Annotated in this window: 18 protein-coding genes; 10 read left to right on the top strand and 8 right to left on the bottom strand. The window is 66.7% G+C overall.

The genetic code is table 11. The features are described 5' to 3' along the window. Window positions 1-36: 36 nt before the first annotated feature. From ACO2Q5_RS08360 to ACO2Q5_RS08340, 5 genes are all read left to right on the top strand, one after another. On the top strand, window positions 37-1,155 hold the full coding sequence (locus tag ACO2Q5_RS08360) for an aminotransferase (RefSeq protein ID WP_423289836.1): 1,119 nt from the start codon (window positions 37-39) through the stop codon (window positions 1,153-1,155). A gap of 235 nt (window positions 1,156-1,390) precedes the next feature. Continuing rightward, entirely contained in the window at window positions 1,391-4,546 is a 3,156-nt protein-coding gene (locus ACO2Q5_RS08355; RefSeq protein ID WP_423289834.1) for an Ig-like domain-containing protein, read from the top strand. A 21-nt stretch (window positions 4,547-4,567) separates the two neighbouring features. Then, window positions 4,568-5,893 carry a TolC family protein gene (locus ACO2Q5_RS08350; protein ID WP_423289832.1) on the top strand — a complete coding sequence of 442 codons (1,326 nt, stop codon included), beginning with the start codon at window positions 4,568-4,570 and terminating at the stop codon, window positions 5,891-5,893. A 26-nt stretch (window positions 5,894-5,919) separates the two neighbouring features. Then, complete coding sequence (locus ACO2Q5_RS08345) at window positions 5,920-8,124, top strand: ATP-binding cassette domain-containing protein (protein ID WP_423289904.1); 2,205 nt, start codon at window positions 5,920-5,922, stop codon at window positions 8,122-8,124. Further along, window positions 8,121-9,296, top strand: coding sequence for an HlyD family efflux transporter periplasmic adaptor subunit (locus ACO2Q5_RS08340; protein ID WP_423289830.1), 1,176 nt, complete (start codon window positions 8,121-8,123; stop codon window positions 9,294-9,296). Before ACO2Q5_RS08345 ends, ACO2Q5_RS08340 begins: the two co-directional genes overlap by 4 nt. Window positions 9,297-9,345: 49 nt before the next feature. Here ACO2Q5_RS08340 and ACO2Q5_RS08335 read toward each other — a convergent pair whose 3' ends face one another. From ACO2Q5_RS08335 to ACO2Q5_RS08325, 3 genes are read right to left on the bottom strand one after another with little or no spacing between them, the layout of a single operon-like run. Next, on the bottom strand, window positions 9,346-10,122 hold the full coding sequence (locus ACO2Q5_RS08335; RefSeq protein ID WP_423289902.1) for an ABC transporter ATP-binding protein: 777 nt from the start codon (window positions 10,120-10,122) through the stop codon (window positions 9,346-9,348). Further along, window positions 10,119-11,129, bottom strand: coding sequence for an ABC transporter substrate-binding protein (locus ACO2Q5_RS08330; RefSeq protein WP_423289828.1), 1,011 nt, complete (start codon window positions 11,127-11,129; stop codon window positions 10,119-10,121). The genes ACO2Q5_RS08335 and ACO2Q5_RS08330 overlap by 4 nt, the downstream gene beginning before the upstream one ends. A 30-nt stretch (window positions 11,130-11,159) precedes the next feature. Then, complete coding sequence (locus ACO2Q5_RS08325; protein ID WP_423289826.1) at window positions 11,160-11,939, bottom strand: ABC transporter permease; 780 nt, start codon at window positions 11,937-11,939, stop codon at window positions 11,160-11,162. Between the two features lie 113 nt (window positions 11,940-12,052). Here ACO2Q5_RS08325 and ACO2Q5_RS08320 point away from each other — a divergent pair, with 113 nt between their 5' ends. From ACO2Q5_RS08320 to ACO2Q5_RS08310, 3 genes are all read left to right on the top strand, one after another. Next, a complete protein-coding gene (locus tag ACO2Q5_RS08320) occupies window positions 12,053-14,107 on the top strand; it encodes a 4Fe-4S binding protein (protein WP_423289824.1) in 2,055 nt (684 codons plus the stop codon). Continuing rightward, on the top strand, window positions 14,104-14,982 hold the full coding sequence (locus ACO2Q5_RS08315; RefSeq protein ID WP_423289822.1) for an FAD:protein FMN transferase: 879 nt from the start codon (window positions 14,104-14,106) through the stop codon (window positions 14,980-14,982). The genes ACO2Q5_RS08320 and ACO2Q5_RS08315 overlap by 4 nt, the downstream gene beginning before the upstream one ends. Window positions 14,983-15,255: 273 nt before the next feature. Beyond that, entirely contained in the window at window positions 15,256-16,317 is a 1,062-nt protein-coding gene (locus ACO2Q5_RS08310; protein ID WP_423289820.1) for a GlxA family transcriptional regulator, read from the top strand. Between the two features lie 82 nt (window positions 16,318-16,399). On the opposite strand, the gene ACO2Q5_RS08305 is transcribed toward ACO2Q5_RS08310, so the two are convergent. Genes ACO2Q5_RS08305 through ACO2Q5_RS08285 form a run of 5 tightly spaced genes read right to left on the bottom strand, consistent with a single transcriptional unit; the run spans window position 16,400 to window position 22,155 of the window. Then, on the bottom strand, window positions 16,400-17,500 hold the full coding sequence (locus ACO2Q5_RS08305) for a glycerol dehydrogenase (protein WP_423289818.1): 1,101 nt from the start codon (window positions 17,498-17,500) through the stop codon (window positions 16,400-16,402). Window positions 17,501-17,511: 11 nt separating this feature from the next. Next, window positions 17,512-18,300, bottom strand: coding sequence for an SDR family NAD(P)-dependent oxidoreductase (locus tag ACO2Q5_RS08300; RefSeq protein WP_423289816.1), 789 nt, complete (start codon window positions 18,298-18,300; stop codon window positions 17,512-17,514). A gap of 39 nt (window positions 18,301-18,339) precedes the next feature. Further along, on the bottom strand, window positions 18,340-19,878 hold the full coding sequence (locus ACO2Q5_RS08295; protein WP_423289814.1) for a GMC family oxidoreductase: 1,539 nt from the start codon (window positions 19,876-19,878) through the stop codon (window positions 18,340-18,342). Window positions 19,879-19,936: 58 nt separating this feature from the next. Next, window positions 19,937-21,478 carry a UxaA family hydrolase gene (locus ACO2Q5_RS08290; protein WP_423289812.1) on the bottom strand — a complete coding sequence of 514 codons (1,542 nt, stop codon included), beginning with the start codon at window positions 21,476-21,478 and terminating at the stop codon, window positions 19,937-19,939. Further along, window positions 21,478-22,155: a GntR family transcriptional regulator gene (locus ACO2Q5_RS08285; RefSeq protein ID WP_423289810.1), complete on the bottom strand. Its 678-nt coding sequence runs from the start codon at window positions 22,153-22,155 to the stop codon at window positions 21,478-21,480. The genes ACO2Q5_RS08290 and ACO2Q5_RS08285 overlap by 1 nt, the downstream gene beginning before the upstream one ends. A 224-nt stretch (window positions 22,156-22,379) precedes the next feature. Here ACO2Q5_RS08285 and ACO2Q5_RS08280 point away from each other — a divergent pair, with 224 nt between their 5' ends. Then, a complete protein-coding gene (locus ACO2Q5_RS08280; protein WP_423289808.1) occupies window positions 22,380-23,489 on the top strand; it encodes an iron-containing alcohol dehydrogenase in 1,110 nt (369 codons plus the stop codon). 92 nt (window positions 23,490-23,581) lie between these two features. Beyond that, window positions 23,582-24,625: a sugar ABC transporter substrate-binding protein gene (locus ACO2Q5_RS08275; protein ID WP_423289806.1), complete on the top strand. Its 1,044-nt coding sequence runs from the start codon at window positions 23,582-23,584 to the stop codon at window positions 24,623-24,625. The last annotated feature ends 59 nt before the right edge of the window (window positions 24,626-24,684 follow it).

Genomic DNA, 24,684 nt, shown 5'->3' with positions numbered 1-24,684 from the left:
ATTTCCCCGCCCTTTTCCTTAGCAGGGAGGCCGGCCTTGGACATCCGCGAATTCGGTGTGGAAATCTGGATGAACGCGCATGAGACGAGCACGCGCTACAATCTGGCCGAGACCTGCGTCGACTCGATCACCATTGCCGAATTGCTGGCGCTGACCGGGCAGAATGACACTGCGCTGACGGACCTTTTGTCCATCCGCATGGGTTATGGCGACATCGAAGGGTCGGACCGGCTGAAGGATGCGATCTGCGCGCTTTATCAGCGGCAGTCGCGGCAGAATGTGATCGTCACCCATGGCACGATCGGCGCGAACCATCTGGTGCATGCGGCCTTGGCCGGGCCGGGTGATGCGGTCGTGGCGGTGGTGCCCACCTATCAGCAGCATTATTCCATCCCGGAGTCCTGCGGGGCTGAGGTGCGGCCGCTGTGGCTGCGGTCTGAAGACGGGTTTCTGCCGGATATGGACGCGCTGGCGCGGCTGGCCCGCGGGGCAAAGCTGATTGCCCTGACCAATCCGAACAACCCCACCGGCGCGCTGATCGGGCGCGAGGGGCTGGAGGCCATCGCCGCCATCGCCCGGGACAACGGCGCCTGGGTCCTGTGCGACGAGGTCTATCGCGGCACCGATCAGGAGGGGACCGGCACCACGCCGTCGATGGCGGACCTGTACGAAAAGGGCATCTCGACCTGCGGCATGTCCAAGGCGTTTTCGCTGGCCGGGCTGCGGCTGGGCTGGGTCGCCGCGCCGGAAGAGATCATCCGCAAGGTTTCCGTTCACCGCGATTACACCACGATCAGCGTGGGGCGCCTTGACGACCATTTCGCCGCGCTGGCGCTGGAACATGCGGACCGCATTCTGGACCGCAGCCGCCGTATCACCCGCACCAATCTGGCGATTCTGTCAGACTGGGTTGCGGCGGAGCCGCGGATCGACTGGGTGCGCCCGCGTTCCGGCACGACGGCGCTGTTGCGCTTCGATCTGCCGATGACCTCGGCCGAGCTTTGTCTGAAATTGCAGGCGGAAACCGGGGTCATGCTTTTGCCCGGATCGGCGCTGGATATGGAGGGCTGGCTGCGGATCGGCTATGCCTGCGACACGGAAACGCTGAAAACCGGCCTGTCGTTGTTTTCGGGATTTTTGGCCCGGCTGGGCTGACCGGCAGAAATTACCTATGCCGCGACCGTATAAGTTGCACTGTTTTGCCACATAGTTGCCTCAAAGTCTCACCTTCCGCAGCTTGGGGGGAAACTTCCGGGCTTTGCATCAACGTCACCCCATACCCTCTGGAAATTGAAGCGAAAGCTGGCTATCCCTTTCCTTAATAGGGGCATCAGACCCCATTGAGCATGTACCGGGCACAGACCCGGGTTTTCTGAGGCGGAGTAGTCAAATGTCCAAGGCGATTGAATTCGCCGTCCGTGATTCCGCGGGCGGTCTGGCGCGCGGCTTTGTGGCCGGGGATGCCAGCAGCAATATTGTGAAAATGGGAATCGGAGACGAGATCTCCCTGAACCTCGCCCCCCAATCCATCACCAATTATGCCAAGCGCGGCGATGATCTGGTGATCACGCTGGTGGACGGGCGCGAGGTCGTGCTCGACGGCTATTTCAATGCATCGGGAGAGCCGAACCAGCTCTATCTCTCGCAGCGCGGCGAGGTGATGGCGGTCGAATTCTCCGGCTCGGGCAATGCGCTTTATGCGCAATATGGCGCGGCCGATGGCTGGGACAAGTTCTCGACCATGGATGACCTGCGCTTTGCCCAAAGCGACGATCTGGCCATGATGCAGGCCGCCACGGACGATCCTGCCGGCATGGCACCTTTCCTGCCGGGCCTTGTCGGGCTGGGCGGCGTCGGCGCCGGGATCGCGGGTGTGGCCGTTGTCGGGGCCGTTGTTGGCGGCGGTGGCGGCGGCGGTGGCGACACCGGGCCGCGTCCGCCCACGGTGAATGACCCCACCTCGTCCCATACGGTCACGACCGAGACGACGGACCCCGCGCTGGTCGTTTCCGGCACGGGTGAGCCGGGCACCAATGTGACTGTGACGGTCGGCACCTCGACCGGGACCACGGTGATCGGTGACAACGGCACCTGGACGGTGACCATTCCGGGTACCAACCTGCCGCCCGACGGCACCTATGAATCGACGGCCACCTTTGAGGATGGCACCGGCGGCACCCCCACCACGCTGGACGGGCCGACCTTCATTCTGGACCTGACGCCCCCCGATGTGGCGATCACCGAAGGTGCCAAGAGCAACGGTGATGTCGAGAATGCCGTGGAATACACCGATGGCGTGACCATCGGCGGCACGGGTGAGGTGGGCGCGGCCATCGTGGTCGAGGTCAACGGCCATACCCAGACCACCACCGTCAGCACCTCCGGCACCTGGACCGTCACCTTCCCGACGACCCAGATTCCCGCCGGCGAATATGAGACGGCGATCACCGTCACCGCGACCGATGCGCTTGGCAACGACACCGTGATCCATGACACGCTGGTCGTCGACACGGTGCCGCATCCGATCACCTTCAATTCCGTCACCGCCGACAATACGGTCAATGCCAGCGAAAGCGCGGCAGGATTCACGATCACCGGCACTTCGACCGCAGGGGCCGTGCTGACCGTCACCGTGCAGGGCGTCAGCCAGACGGTCACCGTCGGGACCGATGGCAGCTGGTCGGCGACCTGGACCGCGGGCAGCCTGACGGCGGGCGAATATGACGCCACCGTCACCGCGACCACCACCGATGCCGCGGGCAACAGCAGCACCTCGACCCATACCTTCCGGGTGGACACGACCACCAGCGTGGCCTTCGATCCGGTGGCCATTGCGGGCGACAATGTGATCAACGCGACCGAGGCCGCGGCTGGCGTCACGCTGACGGGTACGGCTCAGCCCGGCGCGACCGTTCAGGTCAGCTGGGGCGGCACCACGCTTCCGGCGACCGTCTCGGCCTCCGGCGCGTGGAGCGTGGTCTTCCCGGCCACGGCCATTGCGGCCGGCACCTATGCCTCGACCGCGACGGTCACCGCAACGGATGCCGCCGGAAACACCGCAACCGCAACCCGCAGCATCAGCGTCGACACCGAGCTTTCGGTTTCGATCAATGCCGGTCAGGCGGGTGGCGATGATGTCGTCTCGGGCGCGGAACATGCCGCAGCCCTGACGATCACCGGCCGGGGCGAGCCGGGCGCGACCCTGCAGATCACGCTGGAAGGCGTAACGAAGACCGTTTCCGTCGATGCTTCGGGCAACTGGCAGGCCAGCTATGCCTCGGGCGAATATCGTGCGGGCACCTATGACACCACGATCTCGGTCACGGCGACCGATGCGGCGGGCAATGTGGCCACGGCCACCCGGTCGCTGCATGTCGATACCGAGGTCTCGCCCTTTGCCAAGGTTTCGGATTCCTCGGGCGCTGACGGCATCGTCAATGCAGCCGAGGCGACGGCGGGCCTGACCGTCACCGGCGTTGTCGAACCCGGTTCGACCGTCACGCTGCGGCTGGCCTCGGGCACGACTGTCACCGCCACCGTGGCGGCGGACGGATCGTGGACCGCGCTGATCCCGGCGGGCCAGATTCCCGCGGGCGAAAGCACCGTGCCGCTGGTCATCACCGCCACCGACGCCGTGGGCAACAGCGCCACGCTGAACCACAGCGTTGCCATCGACACCATCGTGCGCGATTTCGCCCGCACCGGCGGCGCCATCGGCGGTGACGGCATCATCAATGCGGCCGAGGCAGAAGCGGGCATCACCTTCGGCGGCACGGTCGAGCCGTTCTCGACCGTGGTGATCCGTCTGGGCAACGGCCAGTCCGTCACCGCCAGCGCGGGGGCCGATGGGCTGTGGTCGGCGACCTTCACCCAAGGGCAGCTTCCCGCGGGCGAAGGCACTTCGACCGTGACGATGACGGCGACGGATGCGGTCGGCAACACGCGGACCCTGACCGAGACTTTCACCTATGACACGGTGATGCCGGATACCCCCACGGTCATCTCGTTCGACCGGGTGGCCGCGGGTCTGCGCGGCATCGGGACCGAGATCACCTCGGACAGCTACAGCTTCACCGCGATCGACGCCGCGGGGAATGTCCATAGCCTCGGCTCGACCCGGGCGGATGACACGTTCTATGGCGAAACCGAATTCCGGCTGTCGTCCCCGGTGCCCGATGGCAGCTATCTGGTCATCGACACCACGGATACCGCGGGCAACCAGGTTTCCACGCTGCTGATCGTGAACAACACGACCTCGGTCAACGTGAACCTGTCGCGCACGGGCCTGTCGGAGTTCGACCTGAACGCCATCGACCTGACCTTCGCACCGGAGGCGAACCTGACGATCACCGCCGCCCAGCTTGAGGCCCTGACCGGCACCGAGCGGGAGCTGATCGTGAAGGGCGATGCCGATGACAAGGTGAACCTGGACCATGCAACCGCCACCGGCGCCACCCGGGTGATCGACGGGGAAACCTATCTCGTCTACTCGCTGGGCACCGGCACGGTTCTGGTGGACGACGACATCCAGACCACGATCATCTGAGCCACAGCCGGAGGACCGGTCATGGGTCTTCACCCTGTCATCCGACGGGCGGGGGGGCTTCTCCCCCTCGTCCCGGTGCTTTGCGCGGCGCTGGCCCTTTCGGGCTGCATGGGCGGCGCGCAGGCGGGCAAATCGGCGGCTTCGCCCGCCGATCTGGCCAGCCAGCCGGAACTGTCTGCAAAGGGAGACGTGCGCTCTCCCCTTATCGCCGACCTGACGGGTCGGCGGTCGATCCTGCCCGCGGGCAGTGCCTTTGCGCTGGTCGCGGAACAGGTGCTGCGGGCGGGTGCGGCCTCGGCCGAAAGCGAGCTGCGGATCAAGCGGCTGACGGCGCAGGCGCGGGCCAAGAACTGGCTGCCGCGGATCGGGCCGGATGTCAGCCTGTCCTCTCTGGGCGCCATTGCGGCGCAGCTTCTGCTGGATCAGGCCCTGTTCGATAACGGCCGCCGCAAGGCGGAGCGCGATTTCGCCGCCGCCGATGTCGAGGTGGCCGCGGTCAGCTTTGTGACCGATCTGAACCAGCGGGTTTATGACGGGCTGAAACTGTATCTGGAGGCGCAGCGCGCCGCCGAACTGGCCCGGATCAGTGAAACCGGCCTGACCCGGATGAAGGATTTCGAACGGATCATGCGCATCCGCATGGAGGGCGGCCTGTCCGACCCTTCGGAACTGCATATCATCACCCAGAAGCGGGCCGAGATGGAGGCCACCCTGTCGTCCGAGCGGGAGGGTCAGCGGTCGGCCATGGCGGAGCTGAACACGCTGTCTGCGGCGCCGCTGGACGGGGTGAAGGGCCTGTCTGCCCTGCCGCCCGATGCGGGCGCGCCCGAGGCCTTGTCGGTGCTGCTGGCACGCGGCGATGCGGCGCGGACGCTGGCCGAGGTGCGGATGGCGCGGTCCGGCTTTCTGCCGGGGCTTGGCGCCTCAGCCTCGGTCGACAAGGGCGGCGGTCTGGATGCGGGCCTGTCGCTGGACGGCGATGTGCTGAGTTTCGACCGCAAGGATAAGCTGCGCGCCTTGGCCGAGACCGAGGAAATGGCCGTTCGCAAGGTGGACGAGGCGCGGCGCGAGGCCGATCGCCGTATCGTCGCGCTGGACCGCGAGATTGCCGCCTTGCAGGCGCAGGCCGCACAGGAAGGCAAGGTTCTGGCCGAGATGGAGACCAACCTTTCCCTCTTTACCGAGCAGTATGAGGCGGGCCGCCGCACGCTGATCGAGCTGGCCGGACAATTCGAGGCGCTGGTCAGGCTGCAACGCAGCCAGGCCTCGGTGAAATATCAGATAGCACTGGCGCGGCTGGAAATCGCGCTGGTCAGAGGAGTTCTGGTGGACGGAGCCTCGATGTGAACACGGATCGCGTAATCGCCTTCGACATGAACGCCGGACAGGTTGTCGCGGCGGCGAACGGGGGCGGTGCGCGCGCCGTGCCCGTGGCCGGGACGCAAAGCCGCCACACCCGCCGGGCGCAGGCGCGGGCCGATCTGGCCGCGCTTTATGCCACGCTGCTGGGGGCCGATCTGTCGGCGCCCGATCTGGCCGAACATATCCGCAAGGCCGCCGATGCCGCAGGCACCCCGCCCGGTCTGGCCGAGATGGCGCGCGCGCTGCATGCGATGGGCCTGAAGGTCCGCATGCCCGAGGTGGGCGCCCTGACCGCGGGATACCTGCCCGCGCTGGCCGAACTGACGAATGGCCAGATCGTCCTTGTCCTGACCTTGGGCGAGGCGGGGCCAGAGGTCTATGACCCCGCCGCCCCGGATCACCGCACCGAGGTGGCCGCCGCCGATTTCGACGCGCTGTTCACCGGGCGCCTATTGGTCGCCCGCGCTTCTGTTCCCGATCTGGAGGTGCGGCATGTGCCCGCCGCGGCACCGGCCCATTGGTTCTGGGGAGAGTTCCGCAAGTTCCGCCGTCCCTTTGTCGAGGTATCGGCCGCGTCCATGGTGGCCAGCCTTCTGGCCGTCGCCGTCTCGCTGTTCTCGATGCAGATCTATGACCGGGTGATCCCCTATCAGTCGGAACCCACGCTTTGGGTGCTGGCGCTTGGCGTCACCTTGGCCGTGGTGCTGGAGGGGGTGCTGAAACTCGCCCGCTCCGGCCTGATGGATATGAGCGGCAAGAAGATCGACCTTGCCGTGCAGGACCGGCTGATGCAGCGCCTGCTGGGGATGAAGATGGCCCCGGGCGACCGCAAGCCTTCGGAAATCTTTGCCGCGATGCGTGATTTCGCTTCCGTACGGGAATTCTTTACCTCGTCGACCGTGGGCACATTGGCCGATCTGCCGTTCCTTGTGGTGTTCCTTGCGCTGGTCGCCTCCATCGGGGGCAATCTGGTCTGGGTGCTGATCATCGGCGGCGCGCTGATGGTGCTGCCGGGGTTCCTGTTCCAGCGGCGGATGGTGGCGCTGACCGCCTCGACCCAAGGAGCCTCGATCAAGGCGGCGAAGCTCTTGTATGAATCGGTGTTCGAGCATGAGACGATCACCACGCAGCGCGGTGAAGACCGGGTGCGGCGGTTGTGGTCGGAACTGGTGACGCTCAGCGCCGTGAAGGGCAGCGAACAGCGCCACCTGACCCATATGCTGACCACATGGGCGGCGGGGGTTCAGCAGCTGACCTATATCGCCACGGTGGTTGCGGGGACCTATCTGGTCTTTGCCGGGCAGTTCACCGTGGGCACCGTCATTGCCGTGGGCCTGCTGACCGGGCGCACGCTGGGGCCGCTGGCGCAGATCGCATCCATGATGGCACGGTGGAGCCAGGTGAAGGCCGCGCTGGTGGCGCTGGATGCCGTGGCGCAGTCCAAACAGGCCGAAGAGCCGGGCCGCCGCTATCTGCGCCGCGACCGGCTGACCGGGGCCTATGCGCTGCACAATGTGGAATTCCGCCATGACAAGCAGGGGCCGCCGACGGTGGAGATTGCCGCGCTGGCCATTCCGGCGGGGCAGCAACTGGCGGTGCTGGGCTCCAACGGTTCGGGGAAATCCACGCTGCTGCGGCTTCTGGCGGGGCTTTATGATCCGACGCAAGGCAGGGTGCTGATCGACGGGGTGGATCTGGGGCAGGTGCATCCGCGCGACCTGCGCCGCGGCATCGGCTATCTGGGGCAGGAGGTGCGGCTGATCGCGGGCTCGCTCCGCGACAACCTGAACCTGACGCAGCTGGAACGCGACGACGCGCGGCTTCTGGCGGCGCTGGATTTCGCCGGGCTGGGGCCTTTCGTCCGCAACCATTCCCGCGGGCTGGACCTTGAGATCCGGGAACTGGGCGAGGGGCTGTCCGTCGGGCAGCGGCAATCCATCGGCTGGGCCCGGCTGTGGCTGCAGGACCCGCAGGTCGTGCTCTTGGACGAACCCACGGCCGCGCTTGACCAGACGCTGGAGACCACGCTGGTCAGCCGCCTGAAGACATGGCTGCCGGGCCGCACAGCGGTGATCGCCACGCACCGGGTGCCGATCCTGCAACTGGTGACGCGGACGCTGATCCTGCAGAACGGGCGGCTGGCGGTGGATGGCCCGAAAGAGGCGGTGCTGGCCCATCTGGCCAAGGCACAAGCCGGTCAGGGGGGTGCGGCATGACCGTCTGGACCGACGAATTCGACCACCGCGAACGCCGCACCTCGGCCGTGGTCTGGGGCATTGCCGCGACGTTCTTGGTCTTTGTCCTTTGGGCCGCGGTGGCCTGGGTGGATGAGATCGTGCGCGCGCAGGGCACGGTCGTCTCCTCCTCGCGCCCGCAGATCATCCAGAACCTTGAAGGCGGCATTCTGGCGGAACTGAACGTCGCCGAAGGGGATGTGGTCGAACCCGGGCAGGTGCTGGGCCGGCTGCAATCCACGCAATACCAGTCGATGGCTGACGATCTGGCCGATCAGGCGGCGGGGCTGGAGATCCGCAAGCTGCGGATCGAGGCCGAGATGAAGGGCGAAGGCCGGTTCTTCGTGCCCGAAGACCTTGCCGCGCGGGTGCCGGAGATCATGGCCTCGGAAGCCACGCTCCTGAAGGCGCGGCTGGAGGATTTCGAGGCGAAGAAGGCGGGTGCGCAGGCGGTGCTGGACCAGACGCTGAAGGAACTGGATATCATGCAGCGCATGTTCGATCAGGGCGTGACACCGCAGATCGACGTGACCCGTGCGAAAAAGGCCGCCAGCGATGCGGAAAACAAGCTGTCGGATGTGGTGACGCAGACGGAACTGGACCGCGCCAAGGCCTATTCCGAGACCCTGGCCGAACTCTCCACGCTGGCCCAGAAGCTGAAGATCGCGCGGGATCAGCTGGACCGCACGACCCTTGTGGCGCCGATGCGCGGGGTGGTGAACAAGATCGGCATTTCCACCATCGGCGGCGTCGTCCGCCCGGGCGAGGAAATCCTGCAGATCATCCCGCTGGACGAAGAACTGTATATCGACGCCAAGGTGAAGCCCCGCGACATTGCCGCCGTGCGGCAGGGGCAGACCGCGACGGTGAAGCTGTCGGCCTATGATTACACGATCTGGGGCAGCCTGAAGGGCGAGGTCACCTTCGTCTCCGCCGATACGTTCATTGACGAACGGTCGCGCGCGGCGGACGGGGACCCGCATTACATCGTGACGCTGAAGGTGGATCTGGGCCAGCTGACCGAACGGCAGAAGGGCCTTGAGATCCGGCCCGGCATGCAGGCGGATGTGGAGCTGGAGACCGGCGGCAAGACGATCCTGACCTATCTGCTGAAGCCGCTCTATAAATCGAACGAGGCGTTGCGCGAACGCTGAAGGACTTTAGCGGGCACGATCCTCGTGGCCTTCGGCCGTTCTCGCAAGGTCACGGCACCGGGCGGTAGAAGTCGGAGGCGGGGTCGTTCAGCACCGCATCGCGCAGAAGATCCCAGAGCTGCCGCCGCAGTGGGGCGAAACCCGGGTGGGCATGCGGATCGCCGGTCCAGCGGGGCGGCGTGACGGTGGCCATGATCCTTCCGGGGCGGGCCGACATCACCGCTATGCGGTGACCCAGAAGCAGCGCCTCATCCACCGAATGGGTGACGAAGACCACGCCGGGGCCGCCTGCCTGCGCCACCAGCCGCAGAAGGCCGCACTGCATCAACTCGCGGGTCTGGGCATCCAGCGCGGCGAAGGGTTCGTCCATCAAAAGAACATCGGGCCGCGCGGCCAGTGCCCGCGCCAATGCCACCCGCTGTTTCATCCCGCCCGACAGCGCGGCGGGCCAGTGCCCCGCCACCCGCGACAGGCCCACCAGATGCAGCGCCGCGGCGACCCTTTCGGCCCGTTCGGCCGCGGGCAGAGGGGGCAGGGCAAAAGCCACATTCTGCGCCACTGTTTTCCACGGCAACAGGCGATAGGACTGGAACACCATCGCATTCCGCGCACCGGGCCGGGGGGCGCGGTCCTCCTGCCGCACCTCTCCGCCCGTGGGCGCCAGCAATCCCGCCATCAGCCGCAAAAGGCTGGTCTTGCCGCAGCCCGAGGGGCCAAGGAGGACCAGAACCTCGCCCCGGGACAGGGAGAGGCTGATATCCTGCACCACCGGCGCCCCGGCATAGCCGAAGGACACGCCGGTCAGCGCCAGAAGGGGCGGGGTCACCGCCAAGCGGTGTCTCCGGCCTCGGACGGGCCGATCTTCTCCAGCACCGCCTGAAGCGGGCGCAGATCGGCGAAGCTGTCCAGCGGGGCCGGGGTCAGGCCCTTGAAATCCTCTCCCTCATGCAGCCACGTCTGCGCCTCGGTCAGCTCTCCGACAGAGAGCCCGCCGTTCACCGTCCAGACGCCGGCAAAGGCCGTGGCCAGCAGGTGCAGATCGGCCTCATCCATATCGGGGCGGGCTTTCTTCATCGCGCTCACCCATTTCTCCGGGTCGGCCTGAAAGTCGCGGGCGGCCAGAACCAGCGCCTCGATCACGGCCTCGACCTCGGCCCCGCGGGTTTCCAGCGTGGCGGTGGTCACGACATTCAGTTTCGACAGGATTGGTGCGGCTTTGTAATAGGCGTCCACATCGACCAGCACCGACACGCCGGGGCTGTCGTCAATCGCAGTAAAGCTGCCAATCCCCATGGTGGTGGCGTCGATCTGCCCTGCCAGCAGGGCCTGCGCGCGCGCCTGCGGCTGGCCAAGCGCCACCAGTTCCAGCGTGCTGACATCCACCCCCGCCTCGGCCAGCACCCGCAACGACAGCAGGTGATCGACCGAGCCGACGCGGCCGATGCCAAACCGCTTGCCCGCCAGATCGGCGGTCGAGGCGACATCGCGCCCGGCAATCAGATAGGGCAGCGCCTTGTTGGGCGACATCACCCCGCGCAGATCGGTGGCGCCGCCCGCGACGGCCTGCAACAGCACATCCAGCGAGACATTGGCCATCTCGCCTTCACCCGCGCGCAGGGCGGCCATGACCATGGGCGACTGTTCGACACGGACGAATTCCACATCCACCCCGGCGCGGTCGAAGTAACCCTCCTGTTCGGCCAGCTCCATCACGGAATTGGGCACCAAGGGCGTCTCGGCGTCCGAGACGATCAGGCGGAAGGGCTCGGCCAAGGCAGGAAAGGCCAGCGCCGAGACGGCGGCGGCAAGGGCAAGGCGGAGTGCGGATTTCATCGGTGATCCTCCCGGGAAGATGAAAAGGGGTCAGGCGCCGCGCCAGCGCAGCAGGCGACGTTCGGCCAGTCGCAGCCCCTCGGCCAGGATCACGCCGATCAGGGCCAGGGTGCAGACGACGGCCAGATATTCGGCCATGCGGAAGCGGCCGCCGTACACGGCCAGCAGACCGCCAAGGCCCGCGATGGCGGTGTAAAGCTCGGCCACCACGGTATTGATCAGGCCGATGGTGGCGCCGATGCGGATGCCGGTCATCAGGAATGGCACCGCGCCGGGCAGGACGACATGGATCAGGATGCGGCCCCGTCCGGCGCCGGTGGCGCGCGCCATCTCGATCAGGTCGGGGTCTGTGGCGCGGACGCCCGCATAGGCGTTCAGGATGATGGGCATCACCGCGCCCAGAAACACGATCAGCACCTTGGCCTGAAGGCCCAGCCCAAGCGCCACGATGATCAGCGGGATAAAGGCGATGCGCGGCGTGGCGGCAAGGGCATAGACATAGACATCCAGCATGCGGCCCAGCCAGCCCCACATGCCCATGGCGAGCCCGAGTGCCGCGCCGAAGACGGCGGCCAGCGCGGTGCCGGTGGCAAAGACGGTGAGGCTGGACAGGACGGCGGGCGCCAGCTTCCCCTCACTCGCCAGCGCCCAACCGGCGTGGGCCGTATCCAGTGGCCCGGCAAAGAGGCCGGGCGGGGCCATGCGGTCGGCCAGCGTCCACACCGCCAGAACCAGCGCAAGGAACCCGGCCCGCAGGGCAAGGGTGCCCGTCAGGGTGGTTTTCGGCAGGGGGGCGGGCTGCTGTGACATGGGCCGATTGTCCGGCAGTGGGGGCCTGCCGCGCAAGGTGGCGGGCATCCGACCTTGGTCGTATGGGCCGGGCCCCGACGGGGACCTAGCGTGACGGCGGAGGAGAACCCGCCGTGCTTGCCCGCCTGCTGTGCCTGTGTCTCGCCCTGTTGCCGCTGGCCCTGCGGGCCGAGCCTCTGTCGCGCGAGGCCATCGCGGCGCTGGTGGTGCCGCCCTATGCCCTGGGCGATCCGGTGAACGACCGCGGCGTGTGGAGCTTGCTCAATTCGGGCGGGGCCGAGGCGGGGTATGTGTTCCAGACCGGCCCTTTGGCGCCGCTGCCGGGCTTTTCCGGCCAGCCGATCGACATGCTGGTGACGATCGATCTGGACGGTCGGTTTCTGGACGTGCGGCTGGTCCACCATAACGAGCCGATCTTCGTCTCCGGTCTGGGCGAGGCGCCGTTCCGCGGCTTTCTGGAGCAATACCGCGGCCATTCCATCCATGAGCCGCTGGTCGTGGGCACGCCCTATGGCGATGCCGGGCAGGGCAGCGATCTGGTCTATCTGGACGGGGTGACGAAGGCGACCGCCTCGGTCCGCATCGCGCATGAGTCCATTCTGGCGGCCACGCTGACGGTGGCGCGGGAAAAGATGCAGGGCATTGCTGCGGCGCCGCCGCTGCGGCCCGACCCTTCGGTCGATCTGGCGCTGACATGGGGTGATCTGGTGACCCGCGGGCTGGTGCGGCACCTGAGGGCGACGAACGCCGAACTGGACGCGGCGTTTGCGGGCACCCTCTGGGCCGGGGATGACCCTGATCCCGGCCCGCCAGACGCGGCTTTTCTGGACCTTTGGGCGGTGGACATCACGCCCCCGTCGGTGGCGCGTGCGGTGCTGGATACGGCCAGCCTGCGCGATGTGCAGCGCCTTTTGGGCGTGTCCCCGGATGATGAGCTGGTCCTGGTCATCGACGGCGGGCGGCACGGGCTGGTGTCCGAGGATTTCGTGCGCAACACCGCGCCGGACCGGCTGTCCGCCGAACAGGACGGGCTGCCGGTGGCGCTGCGCGATGCAGATCTGTTCTTCAACACCCTGCCCGGGGTGCCGGAGGGCACGGCGATGATCCTGCGGATCGACCGGAGGCTGGGCTTTGACCCCACCCGTGACTGGACCCTGTCGGCACAGGCGGTGCGCGAACACGGGATGCTGCAGCCCGAGATCGGATCGGCCCATTTCAGCCTGACACTGGCCAGCGACCGGGCGTTCTTTCAGGAACTTCGCCCGCCCGCGCCCTTGGCCCCGTGGCAAGAGGCGCTGTTGAACCGGCGGGGCGATCTGGTGGCGCTGGCGCTTGTTCTGACCGCGCTTCTGGCGCTGGTCGGCCCAGGCCAGCACTGGCTGGCGCGGCCCCGTGTGCTGCGTTGGCTGCGGCCTGCGGTGCTGCTGCTGGTGATCGGCTTTGTCGGCTATTGGGGGCAGGGGCAGCTATCCATCGTCACCGCGCTGGCGGCGCTGCGGGCGGCCACGGGGGGCGGCAGCCTTGCCGTGCTGCTTTATGATCCGTTTTCGCTGATGATCTGGGCGGTGGCAATCCTTGGCTTCGTCCTGTGGGGCCGCGGGCTGTTCTGCGGCTGGCTGTGCCCCTTCGGCGCGATGCAGGAGTTTGCGCATCATCTGGGCCGCCTGCTGCGTCTGCCGCAATGGATGCCGCCCGCGGTCTGGGACCGCCGGTTGATGGCGCTGAAATACCTGACCTTGGCCGGACTGGTGGCCGTGGCCTTCGTGGCCCCCGACCATGCCGAGACCGCGGCCGAGGTGGAGCCGTTCAAGACTGCCATCACCACAGGCTTTCAGCGCGAATGGTATTTCGTGGCATGGGCCCTGTTCTGGCTGGCTTTGTCCATGGTCACCTTCAAGGGGTTCTGCCGCTATCTCTGCCCTCTGGGTGCGCTGATGGCCATGGGCGGGTTGTTGCGGGGGCGCGATTGGATCGCCCGGCGGACCGAATGTGGCACGCCCTGTCAGCTGTGCCGGGTGCGCTGCCGCTATGGTGCTATCGAGAAGACCGGTGAAATCCGCTATTCTGAATGTTTCCAATGCTTTGATTGTGTGCAGATCCATGACGACCCGCGGCAGTGTGTGCCTTTGGTGCTGGCCGCGCGTCGCCGGGCGAAGGGGGCGGTATGAACCGCCGTCGGTTCCTGACCATCACTGCCGCCGCATGGGCAGCGCCCGCCAGCGCCGGGGTGACGACATGGCAGTCGACCGCTTTGGGCGGCACCCTGCTGCTGGACCTGCGCGGCCCGCGGGCGCTGTCCGCTGACTTGGCCACCGGGATTGCCGCCACCATCGAGGAGGTGGAGGCTGCTGCCAGCCTGTTCCGACCGGAATCCGCCCTGTCGCAGCTGAATGCCACCGGCAGGCTGGATGATCCGCCACGCGCGCTGCGCGATCTGCTGGCGCTGGCGGATGACATGCACCGGCTGACCGGCGGGCTGTTCGATCCGACGGTGCAGCCCCTGTGGCAGGCTTTGGCCATGGGGCGGGACCCGGCATCCGCCCGCGCGGCCATCGGCTGGGACCGGGTGCAATGGCAGGGCGCGCTACGGCTGGACACCGGGCAGGCCCTGACGCTGAACGGTCTGGCGCAGGGCTATGCCGCGGACCGGGTGGCGGCGCTGCTGCGGCAGGCGGGGTATGGCCCGGCGCTGATCGACATGGGCGAATTCGCGGTGTTGGGCGGGCCGTTCCGCCTTGGGGTCGAGGATCCCGAGGGCGGGCTGATGGCCACGCGGACGCTGACCGGTGGCGCCATGGCCACCTCCAGCCCCGGTGCGATGAGGCTGGGCATGTCGGGCCATATCCTTGGACCGCAGGGCCAGCCGCCGCGCTGGTCCACCGTCTCGGTCGAGGCGCCTTGGGCGGGGCTGGCGGACGGGCTGTCCACCGCCTTTTGCCTGATGGAGGCCGATGCGATCGGTGCCGTGGCCGCGCGGGCAGGTGCCACGCGGGTGATGGCCGTGGATGCGGGCGGCGATTTCAGCACGCTTTTTGTCAGCTGATGCCATCCAAACCGGCCTGTCGGCCGGAGCCACCCTCCCGCAGATCCGGATCGGCATTCCCGCAGCACAAAGGCCGCTGTTTCGGCGGGGGAAGCCGTGTATCCTGCCATTCCGGCCGGGCCTTGTCTGGGGGCTGGCCGGGGGCCCTTGCAGGCGCAAGCGGTTTGGCGGCAGAAGGCGCCGGCGGCCCGAAAAGCGGGGCGTCTGTCGGGGCTGTGGTCAGTGTCAGGGGCCATTCTGGCCGAGGAAACCGCCGGGATGGAGTTGGAAGCCATGAGGAAAGCCGATGCCGCTGCCGAAGGGAGCCGGGGGCTTGCGGCCTTCATCCCTGCTGGCGCGGCCTATCAGCCGGTGGATGATCCCGGGCCGACGCGCGACTATGCTTTCATTCTGGTGCCCGGTTTCACCTTTCTGGCCTTCGCCTCGGCGGTGGAGCCGCTGCGGATCGCCAATCAACTGTCGCAGCAGCCGCTCTATCGCTGGCGGGTGATGTCGGCCGACGGGGCGCCGGTGGCCAGTTCTTCCTCCATCCCCGTGGGGGTGGACGGGCCGATTGCGGCACAGGACAAGGAGACGCGGCTTTTCGTCTGCGCGGGCAATCCCGCGATGGCCGCGGCTGCTGTGGCCGTGGTGGGGGCGGTGCAGCGCCATCACCGCTTTGGCGGCACGGTGGGCGGCATCTGCACCGGGGCCGTGGCGCTGGCCAGTGCCGGGCTTCTGGCGGGCAAGCGGTTCACCCTGCACTGGGAAAATCAGGTCGCCTTTGCCGAGGCTTTCCCGGATCTGACCCCCACCACCGCCCGTTACGAGGCCGAGCCGCGGCTGGTGACCTGCGGTGGCGGCGCGGCGGCAACCGACATGATGCTGTCCTTTATCGCCGCGGATCACGGTGCCACCTTCGCGGCCATCGTGTCCGATATGTGCCTGCGCACGGTGATGCCGGGGGTGGAGCCGGGTCAGCGCAGTTCGACGGCGGCGCTGATGGCCTCACGCAATCCGGTGCTGATCGCCTGCGTCAAGCTGATGAACCTGCATATCGAAAACCCGCTGTCGATGGACGATCTGGCCGAGGCCGCGGGCTATTCGCGCCGCCATATGGAACGGCTGTTCCGCGATGCCATCGGCAAGACGCCGGGCGAGTTCTATCGTTCCTTGCGGCTGGATCGCGGGCGGAACCTGCTGGCAGCCACAGATATGACGCTGCTGGAGGTGGCCACGGCCTGCGGCTTCGATTCCGTCTCACATTTCTCGAAGAGTTTTCGCGCGCGTTTCGGGGTGGCCCCGACCCAGCTGAAACAGGGGATCGGTCGCGCGCGGCCTGCCGCCCGAAGCTGACACCACAAGGCCCTGCGAAAGACCACAGGGCCTTGCAGCGGGCCATTGCGGGGGAGCACCGCGGGCCCAAGGTCTTTGCCGCTTAACCGGCGAGGATCTGTTCGGCAATTGTGCTGGCCGTGCGGATTGCATGGGCGATGCCGCGGGCGGTCAGGTCGCGGTGCACGGAATGGATCACATTTGTGGGCTTCATCGCCTCTTCCCCCACCCGCAGCAGATCGGCGTCGGACACATCGGCCAGCCCCAGATCCGACAGCCGCACCGGCAGCCCGAGGAAGGCACAGAAACGCACGGCCTCTTCGATCTCGGGCAGAGGGCGGTTTTCCAGAACAAGCAGGCAGATGATCCCGAAGGCCACCTTCTCGCCATGGAAGAAATGGTGTGTCGGCTCCAGAATGGTCAGCGCGTCATGCACGCCATGCGCGCCCGACACCCCGCAGTTTTCAAAGCCAAGGCCGGACAGCAGCGTATTCGCCTCGATGATATTCTCCACCGCCTCGGTCAGGCAGCCCGCCTTGGCCGCCAGATAGGCGGCGCGGCCGTCGCGCATCAGCGTGTCATGGCAGGCCCGCGCGATCTGCGCGCCCGCGATGGTCACGGCATAGCCGTCTGCGATGTAATTGTTCGACCGGCTTTCGAAGTTCGACCGCGCCTCATACCATGTGGACAGCGCATCCCCCATACCCGCGGCCAGAAAGCGGACCGGCGCCTTCAGGATCACCTCGCTGTCCACCAGCACCACATCGGGGTTGCGGTAGCAACGCTCGACACGGACATAGACGCCGTCCTCGGTATAGATCACCCCGATGGAGCTGGTCGGGCTGTCGGTCGAGGCGATGGTGGGCACGGTGATGATCCGGGCGCCTGCCTCGCGCGCGGCGATCTTGCCGGTGTCCAGCGTCTTGCCGCCGCCCACGCCGATGACCACGCCGCAGCCCTGCGCAAGTGCGGCGCAGCGGGCGACCTCGGCTTCGGTCGATTCGCCGTTGAACCGGGTGGCCACCGTCTCCACCCCCGCCGCCGCCAGCGAGGCGCGCAGAGCGTCGCCATAGGTCTGGTCCACGAACGGGTCCATCAGCAGCAGCGCCTTCTGCCCCAGCCCGGCCGCATAGCCGCCCAGATCCTTCAGCACCCCCGGCCCCTGCACATAGCGCAGCGGGCCGCCGTATCCGCGTGTCAGCATGGTCGTCTCCCTCAGCGCAGCGTCAGGCCGCCGTCGATGGTGATGATTTCCCCGGTGGTGAAACTGGCCGCGTCCGAGGCGAGATAGACCGTGGCGCCCACCAACTCCTCGACGCCGCCGATGCGGTTCTGCACCGCGCCCTTGGCCCAGTGGTCGCGCACCACATCGGGGTGTTCCTTCAGCACCTCATCGGTCAGTTCGGTGCGGATATAGCCGGGCGCGATGGCATTCACCCGGATGCCATGCTCCGCCCATTCGGTGGCCAAAGCCTTGGTCAGCATATGAACCCCGGCCTTGGACACGTTATAGGCGGCATGCCGGAACGGCCAGTTCACGATGCGGCCCGACATGGACCCGATGGAGATGATGCTGCCGGATTTCTGCGCGATCATCTGCCGCCCCGCCGCGCGCGAGACGAGGAAGACCCCGTCAAGGTTCACCGACATGGTGCGGCGCCAGTCGTCCAGGCTGCAATCTTCGGCCGCGGCGGGCAGCACGATGCCCGCATTGTTGATCAGGATATCCACCCGGCCATAGGCGGCCACGGTTTCCGCAATCAGCCGGTCGGCATCCGCCTCAACGCTGACATCGGCCCTGATCGCCATGGCCCGTCCGCCCGCGGCTTCGATGGCGGCCACCACCTTTGCGGCCCGGTCCGCGGCGGACCGGTAGTTCACCACCACCGTCGCCCCCTGCGCCGCAAGCCCCTTGGCCAAAGCCTCGCCAATCCCGCGCGAGGCGCCGGTGACCACGGCCACCCGGCCCGAGAGGTCGAAGAGACCCCGGTTTCCCTCTGTCATGATATCCTCCCCGATATCCTTGTTCCGGCCGCGCCCGCCTCAGGCGGCGGCGCTGATCTTCAGCACGTCGCGCGTGATGTGTTCGGCCACCCGCACCGCCTGCGCCACGATGGTCAGCGAGGGATTGAACCCCGCCGAGGACGGCAGGAACGAGGCATCGACCACATAGAGGTTGTCCACGTCCCAGACCTTGCACCACGGATCCAGCACCGAGGTCGCCGGGTCGCGGCCAAAGACCGCGGTGCCGCATTGGTGCATCGACACGGTGATATCCATCCGCTGCGTGATGATCAGCGGATAGCCCACGGCGCGCATGGTCTTGGCCCAGACCTTCACCAGCTCGTTATGGGCCTTTTCGTTGTTGGGGGTGTAGGCCACGCGGATGGTGCCGTCGCTGTCCACCGTCACCCGGTTGTTCCGGTCCGGCAGGTCTTCGGACATGATCCACCAGTCGACCGAGCGGGTGGCAAAGAGGTCCATCATCCATTCCGGGATGAATTTCACATTGGCGGTCAGCATGCCGCCCTGCAGCTTGCCCAGACCCTGCACATTGCCCAAAGGATAGGGGCGATGGTCGTTGGCAAGGTAGAAGTCGTTGATCGCCATGGACTTCTGGAAGGTCACCCGGTTCTTTTTGAATGGGTTCACCGCCATCATCGCCGTGTTGTTATGGGCCATGTAGTTGCGGCCCAGCAGGTCCGATGTGTTATTGCCGATCCCGCCCGGGTGCCGATCCGTCTTTGACCGCAGGAGCAGCGCCGCCGAATTGATCGCCCCCGCGGCCGATATGAACAGGTTGCCGGTGATCGTGCGGCCCTGACCGCCGGTTTCCAGATCGACCCCGGTGATGCGCTTGCCGGTCGGATCGGTCAGCAGGCGGCGTACCTTGGTGTCCAAGACCAGATCCACACGGCCCGAGGCCAGCGCCGGGCCGACCAGCCGCACCTCGGCATCGTTCTTGGCGCCCAGCTTGCAGGCAAAGCCGTCGCAGGTGGCGCAGCGGATGCAGGCGCCGCCCTTGTGGCGGTCAATCGCAATGGGTAGCGGGAAGGGCCGCAGCCCCCGCGCCCGCAGCTTTTCGCCGATGGCCTCGATCTCCGGCTCATGCCCGATGGCAGGATAGGGGAAGGGGCCGGAGCGTGGCGGTTCGATCGGATCGGCGCCCGCGGTGCCATGGGTGCCCATCATCCGCTCCGCCTCGTCGTAATAGGGGGCGAAATCGTCATAGGTCCAGGGCCAGCCGGGGGCGACGCCACCTTCGTGCTGCAGGTCCTCGAAGTCTTCTTTCCGGAAGCGGACGGTGGCCGCCCCGAAGAACTTCGAATTGCCGCCGACATAATAGAAGGTGGACGGGTTGAACGGCTTGCCGTCCTTGTCGCGCCAAGTTTCCTTGGCGGTATATTTGCGGTCGTGGAACACCGCCTTTACCGACCAGTTGTCGGCCTCACGCGGCAGGTAATTGCCGCGTTCGATCATCAAGACCCGCGCGCCCGCTGCCGACAGCCTGTTCGCCATCGCCCCGCCGCCCACGCCGGCCCCTACGATCACCACATCATAGTGGCCGTCGATCGCGTTCATGTCCCGAAATCCTCCCATGCTCGGCAGTGGCCCGTGCGGGGCCTTCCGCCTGGCCGTGTCACATCACCGCGCCGACCTGCCACGGCACGAATTCATTGTCGCCGTAGCCCAGCTCTTCGCTGCGCGTCTGCTGACCCGAGGCGGTGGCGACCAGCAGGTCAAAGATCCTGTGGCCAAGCGCCTCGATGGTTTCGCCCCCGGTCACCACCGTGCCGCAGTCGATGTCCATGTCCTCGGACATGTGGCGATACATCTCGGAATTGGTGGCCAGCTTCAGCGTGGGTGTGGGTTTGAACCCCGAGACCGAGCCGCGGCCTGTGGTAAAGGCGATCAGATTGGCACCGCCCGCGATCTGCCCCGTCACGGCCACCGGGTCGTAACCGGGCGTGTCCATGAAGACGAGCCCGTGCTCCGTCACCCGTTCGGCATATTCATAGACGGCGTTCAGCCGCGACATCCCGCCCTTGGCCACCGCGCCCAGCGATTTTTCAAGGATGGTGGTCAGCCCGCCCTGTTTGTTGCCATGGCTGGGGTTGTTGTCCATCTCGGCATTGTTGCGGCGGGTGTAGTCGCGCCACCAGTCGATGCGCTGCAACAGCTTTTCCGCCACGGCGGGGCTGGCGGCGCGGCGGGTCAGCAGATGCTCGGCGCCATAGATCTCGGGCGTTTCCGACAGGATCACCGTGCCGCCGTGCCGCACCAGCAGGTCGGCCGCAAAGCCAAGGCCGGGATTGGCGGAGATCCCGGAATAGCCATCCGACCCGCCGCATTCCAGCGCCAGCGCCAGATGCGCCACCGATTGCGGCGTGCGTTCCGCGCTGCCGACCAGCGGCATCATCTCTTCCACGGCGCGGATGCCCGCTTCGATGGTGCGGCGGGTGCCGCCGACCTGCTGGATGGTCATGGTGCGCAGGCGGTCGCCCTCGGCCAGACCCTCGCGCTCCAGCAGGCTGGGGATATGGTTCGTCTCGCAGCCCAGACCGATCATCAACACGCCGCCCACATTCGGATGCGTGGCATATCCGGCCATGGTGCGGGCCAGATAGGCATAGCCTTCGGCCTTGGTGTTGAAGGCGCAGCCGCCGCCCCATGTCAGCGCGATCACGCCATCCACGCCGGGAAAGCGGTCCATCGCGCCGGGGGCCGCGAAATGCTGCGCCACTGCGCGCGACACCGTGGCCGAGCAGTTCACCGAGGAGATGATGGCAATATAGTTCCGCGTCCCCACCCGGCCATCGGCCCGCGCATAGCCCATGAAACGGGCGCGCTGATCGGCGGGCAGCATCTGCGGTTCCACCGCATCCACGCCCACGGCATAGTCGCGGGTGAATTCTCCCACCGTCAGGTTCTGCACATGGACATGGGCGCCGGGGGCGATGTCCTCTGAGGCGAAGCCGATGGTCTGGCCGTATTTCGTGACCGGCGCACCGCGGGCGATGGCCGCCGTGGCCATCTTGTGCCCACGCGGAATCTTGGCCAGCGGGCGGATGCCATCGACCTCGGGCATCTCGGCCGGGTCGATGCGTTCGCGCGCCACCGCCACATTATCCGCCGGGTTCAGCCGGATCAGCGGCGAGATGAAATTGGGCTTGTCCTGCATCAGGACCCCTCGACCGAGAACATGCTGGTGCGTTCCTGATAAAGCCGCGCCATCACGTCGAAGGACGTTTCCAGATGGATGCGCATGGCCAGTTCCGCCTGATCGGGCTTGCCCGCGCGGACCGCGGCCACGATGGCGGCGTGTTGTTCGGTGACCATGGCAAGGTGCCCCGGAACCGGCGCCGAAAGCTGGCGCATGCGGTCCAGATGCACCTTGGCCATGGTGATGAATTTCCAGATCCGGGGCATCCCGCTCAGCCGGGCAAGGGCGGCATGCAGGGTGTCGTCCTCGTCCAGATACTGGTCCAGCTGGCCGGTTTCGATCAGGTGGCGCATGCGGGCCATGATCGCGTCCAGCTCGGCCCCGGCTTCTTCGGTATAGTTCTTTGCGGCGCGGCGGACGCTTTCGATCTCCAGCGCGCGGCGGATGACGAAGCCTTCCTCGGCCACCTGAAACGAGATGCCGCTGACATAGGTGCCGGAATGGGGGATGACGTTCACCAGCCCCTCTTCAGCCAGGCGCTGCACCGCCTCGCGCACGGGGGTGCGGGACATGCCCAGATCGGCGCAGATGTCCTTTTCCACAATGGGTGCGCCGGGCTGAATCTCCAGCATGATGATCGAGCGCCGCAGCAACTCATATACTTGATCCGCTTTCTGCGCCGGCCGAATCTGCATGATTTGCTCCTCTCCCAGTGGTAGATAGCGCCGTTTTCTGGGGATATGCAATTATTTTTCGTGCCCCGTTGACAGACTCATATATCAGTGGCCTAACTAACTCATATATCGGTTCGGGCAGTGTTCCTGATTCTTCAGGGCTGCGCGACCGGAGGCGGCGCCCGCCGCCCAAGGGAGAGAGACATGCAGAATGGCGCCATCGCCGCAGTCCTTCGGGGGCGCGGATGAGCACGATCAACTATCTGACTCGCATCGAATTCGGCGAAGGCGAGATCGCCCGCCTGCCGGAGTTTCTCGCCGGTCTGGGTGTGAAGCGCCCGCTGATCGCCACCGATAAAGGGTTGGTGGCCACCGGGCTGGTGGCGCGGGTTCAGGACATGCTGCCCGGCGCGGTGGTCTTTGACGGCACCCCTGCCAACCCGACCGAAGAGGCCGTGATCGCGGCCCATGCGATCTATGTGGCCGAAGGCTGCGACGGTATCGTCGGTCTTGGCGGCGGGTCGTCGCTGGATCTGGCCAAGGCGGTGCGGCTTCTGACCGGGCACGAAGGCCCGCTGGAGCAATATACCGCCGTTGCCGGCGGCGTGGCACGCATCCATGGCCGGATCTGCCCGATGATCGCGGTCCCCACCACCTCGGGCACCGGGTCCGAAGTGGGGCGCGCGGCGGTGATCATCACCGCGGACGGGCGCAAGCTGGGCATCCTGTCGGGCTTCATGTTGCCGTCCATCGCGCTCTGCGACCCGGAGCTGACCTATGGCCTGCCGCCCCGGCTGACCGCGGCGACCGGAATGGATGCGATCTCGCATTGTCTTGAGACCTATATGGCCCCCGCCTTCAACCCTCCGGCCGAGGCGATTGCCCTGCACGGGCTGGATTGCGGGATGCGCGCGCTGGAGCGGGCGATGGCCGACGGCACGAACCGCGACGCCCGGCGCGACATGATGACCTGCGCGCTGGAAGGCGCGATGGCGTTCCAGAAGGGGCTGGGCGCGGTCCATGCGCTGACCCATCCGCTGGGCGCGATCCGCGAGCTGAACCTGCATCACGGCACGCTGAACGCGGTGCTGATGCCCGCCGTCCTGCGGTTTAACCGCAGCGTGATCGGGGCGAAATGGGATGTGCTCGCCGCGCGGATGGGCGGCGCCCCGGATGAGGTGATCGAGGCGCTGAACCGCCGGATCGGCATGCCCAAAGGCCTGCGCGACATGGGCGTGACCGAGGCAATGATGGAGCAAGTGTCCCATGCGGCGCTGAAGGACCATTGCCACGGCACCAATCCGCGCATCGCCACCCAGGCCGAATATCTGGAAATTCTGCATAACGCCGCCTGAGAGCGGCCTTGTGCGGGGAGGAGCCGAACCCGGGGAGGGTTCGGAAAGGGACCAAGGGAAACCGGGCAGAACGCCCGTTTGGGAGGAAAACAATGACCATCGAAACCGAAAAGCCCCAGTTCGTCGACAGCTACAACGGCATCCGGCTCACCCGTCGCGGCCTGCTGTCCGTGGGGGCCGCGGCAACCGTTGCGGCCACGCTGGCCCGTCCCGACTTTTCGTTCGCGCAGAATGCGGACAAGACCCTCTGTGCCTCGCTGGGGTGGACGGTCTGGGAATCGGGCCGCAAGATCGTGGCCGGTTATACCGATGCGGTGGAAAAACTGGGTGGCACGCTGACCATTGCCGATGCCAATTATGACATCAAGAAGCAGGCCGATCAGATCCTGGCCTTCGTGGAAGCCAAGCCCACGGCCATCTTCATCACCCCGGCCGATGCCGCGGCCATCTCTCCGGCTGTGCAGCAGGCCGTGGCCTCGGGCATTCCGATCTTCGTGGGTGACAGCTACGTGCCGAATGTCACCGTGACCTCGACCGCGATGTCGAACAACTTTGGCCTTGGTGCCTATCCGGCCCAGTACATTGCCGATCAGCTGGGCGGCAAGGGCAAGGTGGCCCTTGTCTCGCTGCCGTCGAACGAAAGCTGGGACCAGCGCACCCTTGGCGCGAAGTCGGTCTTCGTGCGCTATCCGGAGATTGAGATCGTTTCGGAAATCGCCTTCGCGCTGGGCGGATCGACCACGCCGCGGCAGGTGGTGGACCAGATCCTGACCGCCAACCCCGAACTGGATGCCATCTGGTGCGCATGGGACGGCGCGGCTTCGGAAGGCACCCTTGCGATCCGCGCCGCGGGCCGGGACGTGATGATCACCGGCATCGACGGCGGCCAGCAGTCGTTCGAATACATCAAGGCGGATTCGCCGTTCAAACTGACCATGGCGCAGAGCTTCTACGAAATGGCCTATATGAACGCTTTCTACGCGCAGGAAGTGGCTGCCGGCCGTCTGGCGCCGCGCTTCGTCATCACCTCGACCTATGCGGTGACGAAGGCCTCGCTGGATCCGCTGGCGACGATTCCCGACAATTACGACGTTCCCGGCGAAGCGGCCAAGCTGGGCTGGAACCGGGTGCTCTGACCTGATCCGGAGGCGGGCGGCGCCAGACACCGCCCGCCTCCGGGATTTTGGGAAACGCG

The sequence above is a fragment of the Neotabrizicola sp. VNH66 genome (assembly GCF_049445895.1).
Lineage (GTDB): Bacteria > Pseudomonadota > Alphaproteobacteria > Rhodobacterales > Rhodobacteraceae > Pseudogemmobacter.
The sequence above is the reverse complement of the archived record's forward strand: the minus strand, read 5'-3'. Positions and strand labels throughout refer to the sequence as shown.

Coding starts and splice junctions, on each gene's coding strand:
- ACO2Q5_RS08330 (WP_423289828.1), bottom strand. CDS start 11,129: ATGAAATCCGCACTCCGCCTTGCCCTTGCCGCCGCCGTCTCGGCGCTG.
- ACO2Q5_RS08305 (WP_423289818.1), bottom strand. CDS start 17,500: ATGCTGACACGCGGATACGGCGGCCCGCTGCGCTATGTGCAGGGGCCG.
- ACO2Q5_RS08325 (WP_423289826.1), bottom strand. CDS start 11,939: ATGTCACAGCAGCCCGCCCCCCTGCCGAAAACCACCCTGACGGGCACC.
- ACO2Q5_RS08355 (WP_423289834.1), top strand. CDS start 1,391: ATGTCCAAGGCGATTGAATTCGCCGTCCGTGATTCCGCGGGCGGTCTG.
- ACO2Q5_RS08345 (WP_423289904.1), top strand. CDS start 5,920: ATGAACGCCGGACAGGTTGTCGCGGCGGCGAACGGGGGCGGTGCGCGC.
- ACO2Q5_RS08310 (WP_423289820.1), top strand. CDS start 15,256: ATGAGGAAAGCCGATGCCGCTGCCGAAGGGAGCCGGGGGCTTGCGGCC.
- ACO2Q5_RS08275 (WP_423289806.1), top strand. CDS start 23,582: ATGACCATCGAAACCGAAAAGCCCCAGTTCGTCGACAGCTACAACGGC.
- ACO2Q5_RS08290 (WP_423289812.1), bottom strand. CDS start 21,478: ATGCAGGACAAGCCCAATTTCATCTCGCCGCTGATCCGGCTGAACCCG.
- ACO2Q5_RS08295 (WP_423289814.1), bottom strand. CDS start 19,878: ATGAACGCGATCGACGGCCACTATGATGTGGTGATCGTAGGGGCCGGC.
- ACO2Q5_RS08285 (WP_423289810.1), bottom strand. CDS start 22,155: ATGCAGATTCGGCCGGCGCAGAAAGCGGATCAAGTATATGAGTTGCTG.
- ACO2Q5_RS08280 (WP_423289808.1), top strand. CDS start 22,380: ATGAGCACGATCAACTATCTGACTCGCATCGAATTCGGCGAAGGCGAG.
- ACO2Q5_RS08300 (WP_423289816.1), bottom strand. CDS start 18,300: ATGACAGAGGGAAACCGGGGTCTCTTCGACCTCTCGGGCCGGGTGGCC.
- ACO2Q5_RS08340 (WP_423289830.1), top strand. CDS start 8,121: ATGACCGTCTGGACCGACGAATTCGACCACCGCGAACGCCGCACCTCG.
- ACO2Q5_RS08315 (WP_423289822.1), top strand. CDS start 14,104: ATGAACCGCCGTCGGTTCCTGACCATCACTGCCGCCGCATGGGCAGCG.
- ACO2Q5_RS08350 (WP_423289832.1), top strand. CDS start 4,568: ATGGGTCTTCACCCTGTCATCCGACGGGCGGGGGGGCTTCTCCCCCTC.